The organism is Cupriavidus sp. BIC8F, assembly GCF_032465815.1.
Lineage (GTDB): Bacteria > Pseudomonadota > Gammaproteobacteria > Burkholderiales > Burkholderiaceae > Cupriavidus > Cupriavidus necator.
In genome coordinates, this window is record NZ_CP136095.1 from 2,246,169 (window position 1) to 2,260,751 (window position 14,583).

Consider the following 14,583-nt stretch of genomic DNA (forward strand, 5'->3'; position numbering starts at 1 on the left):
CACCTCACTGGGCAAAGGAGAAGCCGCCGTTGACCGGATAGGTCTGGCCGGTGATCCAGGCGCTGGCATCCGAAGCCAGGAAGAGCACCATGTTGGCCACGTCCTCGGGGCGCCCCGGGCGGCGGATGACGTACTTCTCCATCATCTTCTTCAGCCTGTCGGGATCGTCAGCCAGGCGCTTCTCGATCGCGGGTGTCGCCGTGGCCGCGATCGCCACGGTATTGGCCGTGACCTGATAGCGCCCGAGCGTGCGGGCAATCGCGCGCATGAAGCCGGCAGCCCCCGCCTTGGCGCCGGAATAGATCTCAAGGCCAGGTTCGCCCACGCGTCCGGCATCGGAGATGATGGTGATGATGCGGCCGCGTTTGCGCTCGATCATGTCGGGGATGCAGGCGCTGGCGCAGTGGATCACGCCGTAGAAATTGACCTCGATCGCGCTGTTCCAGGCGTCTCGTCCATGCTCCCAGAACGGTTTGCGCACGTCTGGCGACGGCGTCGCGCCATGGTTGCCGGCATTGTTGACCAGCACGTCGATGGGGCCGGCAAGTTCGCGTGCCTGCTCGACCATGCGCCTGACGCTCTCGGCATCGGACACATCCGCCTGCACCGCGAACGCGTTGCCGCCGGCGTCCCGGATCGATTGCGCGACGGCTTGCGCGCGTTCGGCAAAGTAATCGTTGACGATCACCGCGGCGGCGCCGTGCCCGGCAAAGTGCCGGGCGATCTGCTCGCCCACGCCCTGACCAGCGCCTGTCACCAGCGCCACCTTGCCTTCGAGACTGAGTAGGTCGTTCATACGTGCCGCTCCTTTCCTTTCCAATAGGGATCCCGCAATTCGCGCTTCAGGAGCTTGCCCATGGTGTTGCGTGGCAATTCCTGCATGAATTCGATGCGGCGCGGCCGCTTGTACGAAGCGAGATGCTCCGCGCAGTGGGCCAGCACCTCATGCTCGCCGGCGCGGTGGCCGGGCTTGAGTTCGCAGAAGGCAAGCACCTGCTCGCCGAACTCGTCGTCGGGGATGCCGATCACCGCGGCGTCCAGGATGGCGGGATGCTTGAGCAGCGCCGCCTCGATCTCGGCCGGATAGATGTTCACGCCGCCGGAAATAATCATGTCCTTGGCGCGGTCGGTGATGAAGATGTACCCGTCCTCATCGAGGTAGCCGACATCGCCGACGCGGAAGAAGCCCTCGGCGTCAACCGTGTCGGGGCCGAGCGGAGGCGCATTCAGGTAGTTGCGGATGGTCACCGGCGTGCGGATCCACAGTTCGCCGCGCTGGCCTGCCGGCAGGCAATGTCCTTGCGCATCGCGGACCTGCACGATGACATGCCGGTGCGGCTTGCCGCTGGAGCCTGGCTTGATGCGCTGCATCTCGGGCGGCAGCCGGGAAATCATGCCGACCTCGCTGGCGCCGTAGCCTTCCTGCAGGGTATCGGCGCCGAAGTAGCCGAGAATCCATTCCTTCAGCCCGTAGGGCACGGGCGCGGCCCCGATGCTGAGGCCGCGGATCGACGAGACATCGTAGCGGGCCAGCACTTCGGCAGGCAGCGCCGCCAGGCGCTTGTACATGGTGGGCACGCCGGTCCAGGTGGTGACCTTGTGCCGGGCAATCAGTTGCAGCGTCTCTTCCGGCAGGAAGCGCCGCTGCAGCACGGTCTTGCCGCCACGACGCACGCACGCCCAGAACTGGGAAGGGCCGGAACCGTGGTGGGCCGGCATGTTGATCAGGCTGACGCTCTCGCCGGCGCCGCCGCGGTAGGCCTCCACGGACTCGCGGTACTCGCGCATCGCCTGGGGATCGGCGCCGCGATGCATCGTCACCCCCTTGGGCAGCCCGGTGGTGCCTGAGGTGTAGATGATCAGCGGGGGCTCGGCCTGCGCATGGAGTGGTGCATCGCTGCTTTCGAGCAAGGTGCCATATGGCAGGAATCCGTCGGCGGGCGCGTCGATCGAAATGGCGAGCTTGATGGGCGACGCATCCAGCACGGGCTTCAGTGCTGACGGATCGGCATCGTCGCAAAGGAACACGGTGGCCCTGCTGTCAGCCATCACGTGGCGGCATTCTTCCGGTGTCAGCCGCCAGTTCAGCCCGAGCATCGTGCTGCCCAGCTTGGCGAGCGCGCCGGCAACGATGGCCCATTCGAGCCGCACCTGGGTGCGCAGCACGACGATGTCGCCGGCACCGACCCCGCGTTTCCGCAATCCATGCGCGACGCGGTTGGCTACCTCGTTGAACGCCGCCCAGGTCAGGCTGCGCTCTCCTTCGACCAGGGCCACATCGTCGGGTTTTTCTGCCGCCCATCGTTCGATTCCAATCAGCATTGCTTGGTCCATGTCTCCTTACCTCGGCGATGTCGGGCGGGGCTGTTGCCACTGCCCGAACCACAACTTGCTTGTCGTCGGACAAGAATATGTATTTGCTTGTTCACCAGCAAGTAAGTGTATTCCCGGATTTCGCCGTGAAGGCCGATCGCTAAAACTGGGCAGGCCATCCCACTACTCGCGCCACCCCGAGTGGCGCATTCGCCATGACCCTGCCCTTACTGAAACCTGTGCTCTACCGCGCGCAGGGCACGCCGGCGTTGCCGGAACACCCCGCCCTGCTCGGCGGAACATGCCGCTGCGGCCATGTCTTTTACCCGTGGCAAAGCTATGGCTGCGAGCGCTGCGGCGCCACCGGCGACGCGCTGACACCCGTGGCCCTGAGCGGCCGCGGCCGGGTGGAATCCAGCGCTGTCGTGCATCTCCACGCCTCGCCAGCGCGGCAGGCGCCTTTCACGGTCACCGCGGTGAGGCTGGAAGACGGCCCCCTGGTGCGAACGCTTGCGCTCGGGAGCGAAGCTGGCCAGGGCACTGGGGGAACGGGGCTGGTGCCGGGCGATGCCGTCGTCGCCGTGCTCGCCGAGGTCTCGGACGGGCAGCAGGAAGGCAGCACGCAAGCGCGCGCGCTGGATCTTCGCTTTGTTCGCGTCGCCTGAACCGGAGGAACGGATCCCATGAGCGTTGCACTCACCACCCTTCGCCCGGTCTATGTCATCGGCATCGGCTTTCATCGCTACCAGCCGCTGAGCGAAACGCCTTACGTTCAGCTCGGGCTCACCGCCGCCCGCGCCGCGCTGGCCGATGCCGGCGTGCCGTGGGAAGGCGTCCAGTCCGCCTATGTCGCCACGGCCTTGCTGCCGATGGCCGCGGGCCGGCCCATGCTGCGGCACCTCGGCGCCACCGGCATCCCCATCGTCCATATCGAGAACGCCTCTGCCTCTGGTTCGGCGGCATTTCGCCAGGCCTGCCTGGAAGTGGCGACGGGTCTCACTGACATGTCCCTCGCGCTTGGCGTCGACAAGCCGCGCACGCAGGGGCGCCCCGAACGCGCGGAACACCAGACTGGCATTGCCAGCCTGGCCGACGACGCCATCGTGCCATTCACGCATTTCGCGCTGCTGGCCGATGCCTACGCGCACCGTAACCGCGTGGCAGTCGAGGACATTGCCCTGGTGGCGGTGAAGAATCACCGCAATGGCGCCAGGAATCCGTTCGCGCAGCGGCAGAAAGCACGCACGCTGGATGAGATCCTGGCGGGCAAGCCCATTGCCGGCAGCTTTACCGCGCTGCAGTGCACGCCGGTCGGAGAAGGTGCGGCCGCCGTCATCGTGGCTTCGGAAGCGGCACTCAGGCGCTACGGCGTGGATCCGGGCCGGGCCGTCCGGGTGCTGGCCTCGGCCGCGGGCAGCCAGCGCGTGTACGACGATCCTGCGCGCTATGACACGCTGCTGACGCAGGAAACGGTGCACCGGGCCCTGGCCGATGCCGGCGTTTCGCCACGGCAGCTCGATGTGGTCGAACTGCACGACGCGTTTACGGTAGAGGAACTGGAGTACCTGGAAGCGATCGGCGTGTGCGATGAAGGCCATGCCATGCCGCTACTCAAGGAAGGTGCCTTCGACGTTGGCGGCCGATGCGCCGTGAGCCCGTCCGGCGGGCTGATCGCCATGGGCCACCCGATCGGGCCCACCGGGATCGGGCAAGTGGGCGAGATCGTGCGGCAACTGCGGCACGAGGCCGGCGACCGGCAGCAAGCTTCTGCCCGTTACGGGCTGGCCCACATGGTCGGCCTGGGCGCCGTCTGCTACGCGCACGTGCTGGCGCGCCCCTGAAGCTCGCCGCAGCGCTGCGTCATGCCGCCGGGTCCGGACGCAGCGCGCGCGCCATCGTGCCCACCAGGGCATCCCGCACCTGGGCGGGATTGGCATGCGGCGATCCCAGCAGGAACTGCGCCGAGATGCCGCGCAGCGCGCCAAGCATGACGATGGACTCCGCCACGGGGTCGACATCGGCCCGGATCTCCTGCTTGCGGATGCCGATGCGCAGATGCCCCTCGAAGTACGCCAGCGACGCGCGGTTGAACTGATCCAGCGCGACTGCCAGCGCCCCGCCCGAGACAAAGGCTTCGGTGAACATGATGTACAGCGCGCGGGTGGCGCAGTCGTGGCTCGCGGCCCGGTCGATGTAGAGCCCGACCACGCCGAGAATGGCATCGAGGCCCGGCCGCCACGGACCTGCGGTGTTTCGCGCAGCACGGAAGTTCCTGCCGATCCGTCCCACCAGCGCCGTCAACAGGCCTTCCTTGTTGCCATAGTGGTGGGCCGGCAGGCCCCGGCTGTAACCCGCCCGTTCGCCGACCTCGCCCAGGGTCGTCCCCGTCACGCCTTTCTCGCTCACCAGTTCCATGGCGCTCTGGAGAATGCGGCGTTCCGCTTCTTCCCTGCGGTCGCTTTGCTTGCGGCGTTGCCTGGCGGGAGGCGCTTCGATTCCGGAGGGGCTGTCCATGTGACTGATAGGGCGATCGTTTGAAACTTGCTTGTCAGCCAGGATGATACTTCAGGCGCGCCCCTGGTTCCTCCCCCACCTGTAGCGATCTCTACGCTATTGAAGCGCAGCCTACGGGCATCTAACATGCCGCCATGCCTGCCATTGTCGTGCGCCTTGCCCAAGCCGGTGCCTTCGAGTCCGGCGCATGCTGTTTTTGTACGGCGGGGTCGTCACGGACTTTCACTGACAGCATGAGACGCCCGGGATACGGACGCCATTGCGATGCGCACACCTGAAGACCCGGCCATGACTGTCAGCAGAGGCTGGCTTGCGCGCATGGTCCTGCCCGCGGGCGTTCATACCGGCGCCTTGCCGCTTCTCGTCGGGCGCGCGCTGCGCGGGTTCTGTGACGGCTTTATCGCCGTGCTGTTGCCCGCGTACCTGCTGGCCCTCGGTTTCGCGCAACTGGCAGTGGGACTGGTCAGCAGCGCCACCCTGATCGGCTCGGCACTGGCGACAGTCCTGGTGGGCGTCATCGGCCACCGCTATCCGCAGCGCAGGCTGCTGGTGTCGGCGGCCGCGCTGATGGCCGCGACCGGCATAGGCTTCGCCGGGCTGTCCTCCCTTTGGCCGCTGTTGCTGGTCGCGTTCGTCGGCACGCTCAACCCCAGCTCCGGCGACGTCAGCGTCTTCCTGCCGCTTGAGCATGCCGGTCTTGCCGATTCAGCCTCCCCCGATGCTCGCACTGCGCTGTTCGCCCGCTACAGCCTGACCGGGGCCCTCTGCGCCGCCATAGGCGCGCTGGCGGCGGCGCTGCCGGACTGGCTCGCGGCGCAGCTTGGGGTTCCTGTCCTGAGCGCGCTGCGCGCCATGTTCATGGTCTATGCCCTGACCGGTGCCGCACTCTGGATTCTCTATGCCCGCATGTCGGAGCCGCCACCGCACCTGGCAACGGCGAGAGTCCCGCTGGGACCGTCTCGCCGGATCGTTACCCGCCTTGCCTTGCTCTTCAGCGTCGACGCCTTTGCCGGCGGCCTGGTGGTGAATTCTCTGCTGGCGCTCTGGTTGATGCAGCGCTTCGGCCTTTCCATTGGTGCCGCCGGGCAGTTCTTTTTCTGGGCCGGGCTGCTCAGCGCCGGCTCCCAGCTCGTGGCTGCGCCGCTGGCTCGCAGGTTCGGCTTGCTGAACACGATGGTGTTCACCCATATCCCATCCAGCCTCTGCCTGATCGCGGCCGCGTTCTCCCCCGCCCTGCCGGCGACCCTGGCGCTGTTGCTCGTACGCAGCGCGCTGTCGCAGATGGATGTACCGACCCGGACCGCCTATGTCATGGCCGTGGTGACGCCGCCCGAGCGGCCGGCGGCGGCAAGCCTGACCGCCGTGCCCAGGAGCCTGGCTGCCGCATTCGGCCCGACCCTGGCGGGCGCGCTGCTGGCCATGGGCTGGGTCGGGACTCCGCTGGTTGCCTGCGGCGTGCTCAAGATTGCGTACGACCTCGCACTCCTTGGTGCGTTCCGGCGGGTCAAGCCTCTCGATTGACGCGCTGGGCCATCGCGTAAAGATTCGAAAAAGAAGCGTCGCGGCGGCGAAGCACCTCCGCCAACAGCAGCGGCCCTGCCACCACGCATCACGATCGCCAGCGGCCAGGAAAGTGCACATTGGTTCGCGCGCGCAAGCTGATCGCCCCAATCTTTATGCGTTCTTTATACGCACCGGCCACCTTTCTACCCTGTTTTTACGACCCCGTCGCTAATCTGCAAGCCGAAACCATTCAAGGGTGCTTTGTTATGGACGGGATCTTTTTGATCGTATTGATTGGCTTCGCCGTGCTGAGCGCGGCCCTGCTGGGGCTTTGCGTCGTGCTTGCGCCGAAATCTCCGGCAGGCAGCGAGCACGGCGGCGCGCATAACCAGATGCTGGGAAAGAACAGCGCGTCGGACAGGAGGTTGTGATGAGCTGGACCGATCTGTTGAGCGGCGTGCTGGCCATTGCCATTTTTGTTTACCTCCTCATTGCGTTGTTCCGGCCGGAGAAATTCTGATGTCCACCCAATTCGTGGGCCTGCTGGTCCTCTATCTCGCCATCCTCCTGGCGTGCGCCCCCTTTCTCGGACGCTATATCCGGCGTGCCGTGGAGGATGGCAACTATTCGCTGACCGTCTGGGGCCGGCCGCTGGAACGGCTTCTGTATCGCCTGGGCGGCGTGCGTGCCGATACCGGGATGGGCTGGAAGCAGTACGCCGTCGCGGTGCTGGCGTTCAACCTGCTTGGCGTCGTGGCCGTCTATGCGCTGCAGCGCCTGCAGGGCATGCTGCCGCTCAATCCGCAGGGCTTTGGCGCGGTGTCGCCGGACTCGGCCTTCAACACAGCGATCAGCTTTGTCGCCAACACGAACTGGCAAGGCTATGCCGGCGAGTCGACCATGGGCTATCTGACGCAGATGCTCGCGCTCACCGTGCAGAACTTCCTGTCCGCGGCGACCGGCATCGCCGTGGTGTTCGCGCTGATTCGCGGATTCGCGCGCCAGAGCGCCGCCACCATCGGCAATTTCTGGGTCGACATGACGCGGGTCACGTTGTACGTGCTGGCGCCGGTTGCGACCGTGATCGCACTGGCGCTGGTCAGCCAGGGTGTGATCCAGAACTTCGATGCCTACAAGGAAGTCAGCCTGGTCACGCCGGTTGGGTACAGCCAGCCGAAGCTCGATGCGGCCGGGCAACCGGTTCTCGATGCACAAGGCAAGCCCGTCACGGAAGACCTGAAGACCGACAAGCAGACGCTGGCGATGGGACCGGTTGCCTCGCAGGAAGCCATCAAGATGCTCGGCACCAACGGCGGCGGCTTCTTCAATGCCAACTCGGCGCATCCGTTCGAGAACCCGAATGCCCTGGCCAACCTCCTCGAGATGCTGGCGATCTTCCTGATCCCGGCGGCGCTGTGCTTCACCTTTGGCGAAATGGTGGGCGACAGGCGACAGGGTGTGGCGGTGCTGGCCTCCATGACGGTCATCTTTGTAGCGATGGCCTGCGTGGCGGCGATGTCCGAGCAGATGGCCAACCCGGCGCTGGCCGGATTGCCGGTGGATCACGCCGCGTCGCTGTTGCAGGCCGGCGGCAATATGGAAGGCAAGGAAACGCGCTTCGGCATGGCGGCTTCGGCACTGTTCGCCACCATCACGACCGCGGCGTCGTGCGGCGCGGTCAATGCCATGCATGACTCCTTCACCGCCATCGGTGGCCTGGTGCCGATGCTGCTGATGCAGCTGGGCGAGGTGGTGTTCGGCGGCGTCGGCTCCGGGCTGTACGGCATGCTGGTCTATGCCGTGCTCGCGGTATTCATCGCCGGACTGATGATCGGCCGCACGCCGGAGTACCTCGGCAAGAAGATTGAAACCTACGAAATGAAGATGACGGCCGTGGCGATCCTGGTCACGCCGCTGCTGGTGCTGCTCGGCACGTCGGTGGCGGTGATGACCGAGGCGGGGCGCGCGGGTGTGTTCAATCCCGGCACGCACGGCTTCTCGGAGATCCTGTACGCGCTCTCCTCGGCGGCCAACAACAATGGCAGCGCCTTTGCGGGCCTATCTGCCAACACGCCGTTCTACAACACGCTGCTGGCCGCGGCCATGTGGTTTGGCCGGTTCTGGATCATCATCCCGGTCCTTGCGCTGGCGGGCTCGCTGGCAGCCAAGAAGCGCGTGCCGGTGAGCGGCGGCACGATGCCGACGCACGGCCCGCTGTTTGTCGTCCTGTTAGTGGGCACGGTGCTGCTGGTCGGGGCGCTGACCTATGTGCCGGCACTGGCGCTCGGGCCGGTTGCCGAGCAACTCCAGGGCGCGGTGACGGCAACCGCGGCGAAGTAAAGCGACTACTGACGACGAAATATCGAGCATTCCTACACGTCCGGTACCTGCGCTGCCTCACAGATGCACGTGCCGGATGGCTCTAGCGGATTGCGGAGAAACCATGCAACATGATTCGATGGCCCCAGTGGCCAAGCGCGGCGGCAAGACGCCGGACGCTGCTTCCTCCAACGCGGTCCAGGACAAGATCGCACCGGTTTCCGGCCAGCAACGCGGTACGCATCATCATCATCCGCATCGCCCGCCGGCGCGCAGCATGTTCGCGCCGGAGCTGGTGAAGCCCGCGCTCGGCGCGGCCTTCAAGAAGTTGTCGCCGCGCGACCAGCTGCGCAACCCGGTGATGTTCGTGGTCTACGTGGGCAGCATCCTGACCACTATCCTCTTCCTGAAGGCAATGGCCGCGCCGGCAGCAACCCCCGGTGGAGAATCCGCGGGCTTCATTCTGGCGGTGTCGGTGTGGCTGTGGTTCACGGTGCTGTTCGCGAACTTTGCCGAGGCACTTGCCGAAGGTCGGAGCAAGCAACAGGCAGAGGCGCTGCGCGGCCTGAAGACCACGGTCACCGCACGTGTGCTGAAGGACGGCAAACGTGGAGGTGCCACCGAAGCGCGCCCCGCGACGGCGCTGCGCCGCGGCGACGTGGTGCTGGTACAGGCCGGCGAGATGATCCCCGGCGACGGCGAAGTGATCGACGGCGTGGCCTCGGTCGACGAAAGCGCCATTACTGGCGAATCGGCGCCGGTGATCCGCGAGTCCGGGGGCGACTTCTCGTCGGTGACCGGCGGTACGCGCGTCCTGTCTGACTGGATCGTGGCGCGCATCACGACCAACCCGGGCGAGAGCTTCATCGACCGCATGATCACGATGGTCGAAGGCGCCAAGCGGCAAAAGACACCGAACGAACTGGCCCTGACGATCCTGCTGGTCGGGCTGACCATCGTGCTGTTGCTGGCCACGGCCACGCTGCAGCCGTTCTCGCTCTACAGCGTCCTGGTGACAAAGGCTGGCGTGCCGGTGACGATCACGGTACTGGTGGCCCTCCTGGTTTGCCTGATTCCCACCACGATCGGCGGGCTGCTGTCGGCCATTGGCGTGGCGGGCATGAGCCGGATGATGGAAGCGAACGTGATTGCCACCTCGGGCCGTGCTGTCGAAGCCGCCGGTGACGTGGACGTGCTGCTGCTCGACAAGACCGGCACCATTACCCATGGCAACCGCCAGGCATCGCGCTTCATCCCGGCCCCGGGCGTGTCGCAGCTGCAACTCGCTGAAGCGGCATGGCTGTCGTCGCTGGCCGACGAGACCCCGGAAGGCCGCAGCATCATCACGCTGGCCCGCCAGCTGCCGGGGCTGACGGCGCCGGTGATGGCAAGCCTGAAGCCGGAATTCGTGCCGTTCAGCGCTCACACCCGCATGAGCGGTGTCGACCTGAGCGATGGCGGCGGCGAGCGTCACGTGCGCAAGGGTGCGGCCGATGCCGTGCGCCGTTACGTCACGGAACGCGCCGGCAAGTTCCCCGATGCGGTCTTGCAAGCCGTGGATGAGGTCGCCCGCGCCGGCAGCACGCCGCTCGTGGTAGCAGACGCCAGCGGCGATGCGGTGCGCGTGCTTGGCGTGATCGAACTGAAAGACATCGTCAAGAGCGGCATTCGCGAGCGCTTCGGCGAACTGCGCAAGATGGGCATCAAGACCGTGATGATCACCGGCGACAACCGGCTGACGGCGGCTTCGATTGCGGCCGAAGCAGGCGTTGACGACTTCCTGGCCGAAGCCACGCCGGAAGCCAAGCTGAAGCTGATCCGCCAGTACCAGGCCGAAGGGCGGCTGGTCGCGATGACCGGCGACGGCACCAACGACGCCCCGGCACTCGCCCAGGCCGACGTGGCCGTCGCGATGAACAGCGGCACCCAGGCGGCCAAGGAAGCCGGCAACATGGTCGACCTGGACAGCAACCCGACCAAGCTGATCGAGATCGTCGAGATCGGCAAGCAGATGCTGATGACGCGCGGCTCGCTGACGACCTTCAGCGTGGCCAATGACATCGCCAAGTACTTCGCGATCATCCCGGCGGCGTTTGCCACCACCTATCCGCAACTCAACCTGCTCAATGTGATGGGGCTCGCCACGCCGGCGTCGGCGATCATGTCGGCGGTGATCTTCAACGCGCTCATCATCGTCGTGCTGATCCCGCTTGCGCTCAAGGGCGTGGTCTACCGGCCGCTGGGCGCCGCGGTGCTGCTGCGCCGCAACCTGCTGGTCTACGGTCTTGGTGGCATCCTGGTGCCGTTTGCCGGCATCAAGCTGATCGACATGATCCTGGCCCTGTTTGGCTGGGTCTGATTTTCTCCTACGGAGCATTCATGAATACGCAAGTGCAGTCCCGCCAGCCATCGCCGGCACCCGTGCAAGGTGGCTTGTTGCGGCCAATGTTGGTGGTGTTCGTTGGCCTTTCGCTGGTGACCGGCCTGCTGTATCCCGGCGTGATCACGGCAATCTCCAAAGCCGTGTTCCCGCATCAGGCGGCCGGCTCGCTGATCGAGAGGGATGGCAAGACAGTTGGCTCGGAACTGATCGGCCAGCCGTTCTCCGACCCGAAGTACTTCTGGGGCCGCCTGTCGGCCACGGCGCCGATGCCGTATAACCCCTCGGCTTCGGCCGGATCCAACCTGGGTCCCACCAATCCGGCGCTGACCGACGCCGCACGCGCGCGCGTCGACGCCCTGCACGCCGCGGATCCGGACAACCAGGCGCCCGTGCCGGTGGACCTAGTCACGGCATCCGGCAGTGGGCTGGACCCGCACATCAGCCCTGCAGCCGCGGAATACCAGGCGGCGCGCGTCGCCCGCGCCAGGGGGATACCGGTCGAGCAGGTGAAGCAGCTGATTGCGGAAAATACCGAAACGCCGCTACTGTCGGTCCTGGGCGACCCGGGAGTCAATGTCCTGAAGCTGAACCTTGGCTTGGATGCCATCGCACGGAAGTAACCCGGTGCCGGGATGCGGATGCGAGGCAGAACTGGTTTGCCAATGCCAGGATAGAGAGTGAGCCAACCGATGCCTGATGCCGAATTGCGCGAAGCCGGCGCGCGCCCCGACCCCGACGCCCTGCTCCAGATGGTGCAGGAGGAAGGCGCTCGCGCCTTGCGCGGCAAGCTCAGGGTCTACTTTGGCGCTTCTGCCGGGGTCGGCAAGACCTTCGCCATGCTCACCGCCGCGCGGGCGGCGTCCACGCAGGGCACCGATGTCGTCATCGGCATCGTGGAGACCCACGGCCGCGCCGAGACCGAAGCGCTGATCGCCGGTATCGAGCGCTTGCCAATGAAGGACGTGCCGTACCGCGAGCGGGTTCTGCAGGAGTTCGACCTGGACGCGGCGCTGGTCCGGCGACCAGCCCTGGTCCTGGTTGACGAACTGGCCCATTCCAACGCACCGGGCAGTCGCCATCCCAAGCGGTGGCAGGATATCCAGGAACTGCAGGCCGCCGGGATCGACGTCTGGACCACGGTCAATGTGCAGCACCTGGACAGCCTGAATGAGGCGGTGGGCGGCATCACCGGCATCCGCGTCTGGGAAACCGTGCCGGACGTTGTCTTCGACAGCGCCGACGAAGTCGTGCTGGTGGACCTGCCGGCCGACGAGCTGCTGCGCCGGCTGAAGGAAGGCAAGGTCTATCTGCCGGAGCAGGCGCGGCATGCGGCGCGCAATTTCTTCCGAAAGGGCAATCTGATCGCCCTGCGCGAGCTGGCGCTGCGCCGGACCGCCGACCGGGTGGACTCCGATGTCCGGGCCTGGCGTCAGTCCGAAGCCGTGCAGGGCGTGTGGCGGACCCGGGAGGCCGTGCTGGCTTGCATCGGTAGTGGTGACGATGCCGAGCAGGTCGTCAGGAGTGCGCGCCGGCTTGCCGGCCAGCTCGATTGCGACTGGCATGTGGTGACCATCGCCACACCCAGGCTGGCTCCCCCGTCCGATTTCGCCAAAACGCGTCTGCAGACGGCCATGCGTCTTGCCGAGGAATTGGGCGCACGCACCGAGACCCTGGCGGGCAATGACATGGTCCAGGCAATCGTGGGGTACGTGCGCCGCCACAACCTGACCAAGGTGGTCATCGGCCGGGCGCCGGCGGACTGGCGCCGGGGGGGTGCCTCCGTTGCGGAGCGGGCCCGCTCCCTGCTCGGCCTGGCCTTGACGCCATTTGTGAACGCGCCGGCGTGGCTGTTCGGCCGCCGCAGCTTTGCCGATGCGCTGGCGATCGGCTGCCCTGAGATCGATATCATCCGCGTGGCGGCAGACACGACGCGGGTGGATCTTCGCCCGCGCCATGGCACTGAAGAGCCAGACGCCCCCGCGCCAGGCGACGGGGCCACGCGCAAAGACTATGTTCTGGCGGCGGTATGGTGTGCCGGCGCCACGGCGCTGTCGGCGCTGGCATTTCCATGGTTCGACGTCGTCAACATTGCCATGCTGTTTCTGGCGGCGGTGGTCGGCGTCGCGCTTCGTCATGGCCGCGGACCGGCGGCGCTGGCTTCGGTACTGGCCGTGGCCGCTTTCGACTTCTTCTTCGTACCGCCGCGGCTGTCGTTCGCCGTCAGCGACGTGCAGTATCTGCTGACATTCCTCGTGCTGCTGTCCGTGGGGCTGGTCATCGGGCAACTGACGGCCGGTTTGCGCGAACAAGCGCAGGTGGCCGTGCAGCGCGAGAACGATGCCCGCACGCTGTACGAACTGGCCCGGGAACTCTCCGCGGCGCTGATGCCGGACCAGATTGTTTCGATCGCCAGCCGTTTCCTGCGCGCTGCCTTCGATGCCAATTCAGCCTTCTTCCTGGTTTCCCCGGAAGGTCGCCTGCTACCGCCCGTGTCTGATGTCGAGCAGCATGACACCGGGGCGCGAACCGACTCGATTGACCGTGTACTGGCAGAGTGGGTATTCGATCACGGCCAGCCGGCCGGCACCGGCACGCATACATTGCCCGGCAGCACCGTGCTGTATCTGCCGTTGAAGGCGCCGATGCAGACCCGTGGCGTCCTGGCGGTCGAGCCTGCAGTGTCACGCGCCTTTGCGCAACCTGCGCTACGGCGCCAGGTCGATGTATTCTGCACGCTGATCGCGATCGCCATCGAGCGCTTGCATTACGTCGAAGTGGCGCAGCAGGCCTTGCTGTCGATGGAATCAGAGCGCCTGCGCAGCTCATTGCTGGCCGCGGTCTCCCATGACCTGCGAACCCCGCTGACCAGCCTGATCGGCATGGCAGAAACCATGCAGCGTAGCGATCCCGGGCTGACGCCGTCGCTGGCCGAAACCGCGGCCGCCATGCTGGAACAGGCCAGGCGGATGCGGACGATGGTGGTGAATCTGCTGGATATGGCGAAGCTGCAGGGCCGGGAAGTCCGGACGAGCAAGGAGTGGCAATCGGTGGAGGAACTCGTTGGCGCCAGCCTGGCTGCCATGCGCGAGGCGCTCGAGCACCACCGCGTGGTTGTCGCCGACTTGTCCCGGGTTCCCCTGATCGAATGCGACGCCGTGCTGATCGAGCGCGTGCTGTGCAACCTGCTGGAGAATGCCGCCAAATATACGCCTGCTGGCACAGAGATCCGACTCTCGGCCGCGCCGGTCGACGACGAGATCAGGATTGCGGTAGAGGATGATGGCCCGGGCGTGCCCAAGGGCAAGGAACGGCAGATCTTCGAGAAATTCACGCGCGGTGAGCGCGAATCCGCGACGGCGGGCGTCGGCCTGGGCCTCGCCGTATGCGAGGCAATCGTGCAAGCCCATGGCGGGCGCATCTGGGTGGAACCCGCGCAACGGCCAGACCGGCCCGGCGGCCAGGCGGGCGCGCGCTTCCTGGTAGCGTTGCCGCGTGGAAATCCGCCAGCGGTGGAGCCGGAGCAGACTGATGCCTAGGGTCCCGATACTCAC

The 14,583-nt window shown here is 66.3% G+C and carries 12 protein-coding genes; 9 read left to right on the forward strand and 3 right to left on the reverse strand.

What is annotated here, in order from left to right:
• Positions 1–4: 4 nt before the first annotated feature.
• Together RS901_RS30395 and RS901_RS30400 are read right to left on the reverse strand one after the other, a co-directional pair.
• Positions 5–796, reverse strand: coding sequence for an SDR family NAD(P)-dependent oxidoreductase (locus RS901_RS30395; protein ID WP_316154219.1), 792 nt, complete (start codon positions 794–796; stop codon positions 5–7).
• Positions 793–2,334, reverse strand: a complete 1,542-nt coding sequence (locus RS901_RS30400) for a class I adenylate-forming enzyme family protein (RefSeq protein WP_316154220.1) — start codon at positions 2,332–2,334, stop codon at positions 793–795. Before RS901_RS30400 ends, RS901_RS30395 begins: the two co-directional genes overlap by 4 nt.
• Before the next feature lie 194 nt (positions 2,335–2,528).
• Between RS901_RS30400 and RS901_RS30405 the strand changes: the two genes are divergently transcribed.
• On the forward strand, positions 2,529–2,978 hold the full coding sequence (locus tag RS901_RS30405; protein ID WP_316154221.1) for an OB-fold domain-containing protein: 450 nt from the start codon (positions 2,529–2,531) through the stop codon (positions 2,976–2,978).
• 18 nt (positions 2,979–2,996) lie between these two features.
• The gene (locus tag RS901_RS30410; protein ID WP_316154222.1) at positions 2,997–4,154 is read left to right on the forward strand and encodes a thiolase family protein; all 1,158 of its coding nucleotides are present in this window, start codon (positions 2,997–2,999) and stop codon (positions 4,152–4,154) included.
• A gap of 19 nt (positions 4,155–4,173) precedes the next feature.
• Here RS901_RS30410 and RS901_RS30415 read toward each other — a convergent pair whose 3' ends face one another.
• Positions 4,174–4,827 carry a TetR/AcrR family transcriptional regulator gene (locus RS901_RS30415; protein ID WP_316154223.1) on the reverse strand — a complete coding sequence of 218 codons (654 nt, stop codon included), beginning with the start codon at positions 4,825–4,827 and terminating at the stop codon, positions 4,174–4,176.
• A 288-nt stretch (positions 4,828–5,115) separates the two neighbouring features.
• Between RS901_RS30415 and RS901_RS30420 the strand changes: the two genes are divergently transcribed.
• The 7 genes from RS901_RS30420 to RS901_RS30450 all read left to right on the forward strand — a co-directional run bounded on the left by RS901_RS30420 (position 5,116) and on the right by RS901_RS30450 (position 14,568).
• A complete protein-coding gene (locus RS901_RS30420; RefSeq protein ID WP_316154224.1) occupies positions 5,116–6,348 on the forward strand; it encodes an MFS transporter in 1,233 nt (410 codons plus the stop codon).
• Positions 6,349–6,467: 119 nt separating this feature from the next.
• Positions 6,468–6,761 (forward strand): hypothetical protein, encoded by a 294-nt coding sequence (locus RS901_RS30425; protein WP_316154225.1) that lies wholly within the window; start codon positions 6,468–6,470, stop codon positions 6,759–6,761.
• The gene (kdpF, locus tag RS901_RS30430; protein ID WP_010809614.1) at positions 6,761–6,850 is read left to right on the forward strand and encodes a K(+)-transporting ATPase subunit F; all 90 of its coding nucleotides are present in this window, start codon (positions 6,761–6,763) and stop codon (positions 6,848–6,850) included. Before RS901_RS30425 ends, kdpF begins: the two co-directional genes overlap by 1 nt.
• Positions 6,850–8,670 (forward strand): potassium-transporting ATPase subunit KdpA, encoded by a 1,821-nt coding sequence (gene kdpA / locus RS901_RS30435; protein WP_316154227.1) that lies wholly within the window; start codon positions 6,850–6,852, stop codon positions 8,668–8,670. Before kdpF ends, kdpA begins: the two co-directional genes overlap by 1 nt.
• Positions 8,671–8,773: 103 nt before the next feature.
• Complete coding sequence (gene kdpB, locus RS901_RS30440; RefSeq protein ID WP_316154228.1) at positions 8,774–11,008, forward strand: potassium-transporting ATPase subunit KdpB; 2,235 nt, start codon at positions 8,774–8,776, stop codon at positions 11,006–11,008.
• 20 nt (positions 11,009–11,028) lie between these two features.
• Positions 11,029–11,652, forward strand: coding sequence for a potassium-transporting ATPase subunit KdpC (gene kdpC / locus RS901_RS30445; RefSeq protein WP_316154229.1), 624 nt, complete (start codon positions 11,029–11,031; stop codon positions 11,650–11,652).
• A gap of 69 nt (positions 11,653–11,721) precedes the next feature.
• Positions 11,722–14,568: a sensor histidine kinase KdpD gene (locus tag RS901_RS30450; RefSeq protein WP_316157326.1), complete on the forward strand. Its 2,847-nt coding sequence runs from the start codon at positions 11,722–11,724 to the stop codon at positions 14,566–14,568.
• The last annotated feature ends 15 nt before the right edge of the window (positions 14,569–14,583 follow it).

What these genes read in the sequence shown, in the direction of transcription:
- kdpC (WP_316154229.1), top strand. Translation starts at nt 11,029, where the DNA reads ATGAATACGCAAGTGCAGTCCCGCCAGCCATCGCCGGCACCCGTGCAA.
- kdpA (WP_316154227.1), top strand. Translation starts at nt 6,850, where the DNA reads ATGTCCACCCAATTCGTGGGCCTGCTGGTCCTCTATCTCGCCATCCTC.
- RS901_RS30410 (WP_316154222.1), top strand. Translation starts at nt 2,997, where the DNA reads ATGAGCGTTGCACTCACCACCCTTCGCCCGGTCTATGTCATCGGCATC.
- kdpB (WP_316154228.1), top strand. Translation starts at nt 8,774, where the DNA reads ATGCAACATGATTCGATGGCCCCAGTGGCCAAGCGCGGCGGCAAGACG.
- RS901_RS30400 (WP_316154220.1), bottom strand. Translation starts at nt 2,334, where the DNA reads ATGGACCAAGCAATGCTGATTGGAATCGAACGATGGGCGGCAGAAAAA.
- kdpF (WP_010809614.1), top strand. Translation starts at nt 6,761, where the DNA reads ATGAGCTGGACCGATCTGTTGAGCGGCGTGCTGGCCATTGCCATTTTT.
- RS901_RS30450 (WP_316157326.1), top strand. Translation starts at nt 11,722, where the DNA reads ATGCCTGATGCCGAATTGCGCGAAGCCGGCGCGCGCCCCGACCCCGAC.
- RS901_RS30420 (WP_316154224.1), top strand. Translation starts at nt 5,116, where the DNA reads ATGACTGTCAGCAGAGGCTGGCTTGCGCGCATGGTCCTGCCCGCGGGC.
- RS901_RS30405 (WP_316154221.1), top strand. Translation starts at nt 2,529, where the DNA reads ATGACCCTGCCCTTACTGAAACCTGTGCTCTACCGCGCGCAGGGCACG.
- RS901_RS30415 (WP_316154223.1), bottom strand. Translation starts at nt 4,827, where the DNA reads ATGGACAGCCCCTCCGGAATCGAAGCGCCTCCCGCCAGGCAACGCCGC.
- RS901_RS30395 (WP_316154219.1), bottom strand. Translation starts at nt 796, where the DNA reads ATGAACGACCTACTCAGTCTCGAAGGCAAGGTGGCGCTGGTGACAGGC.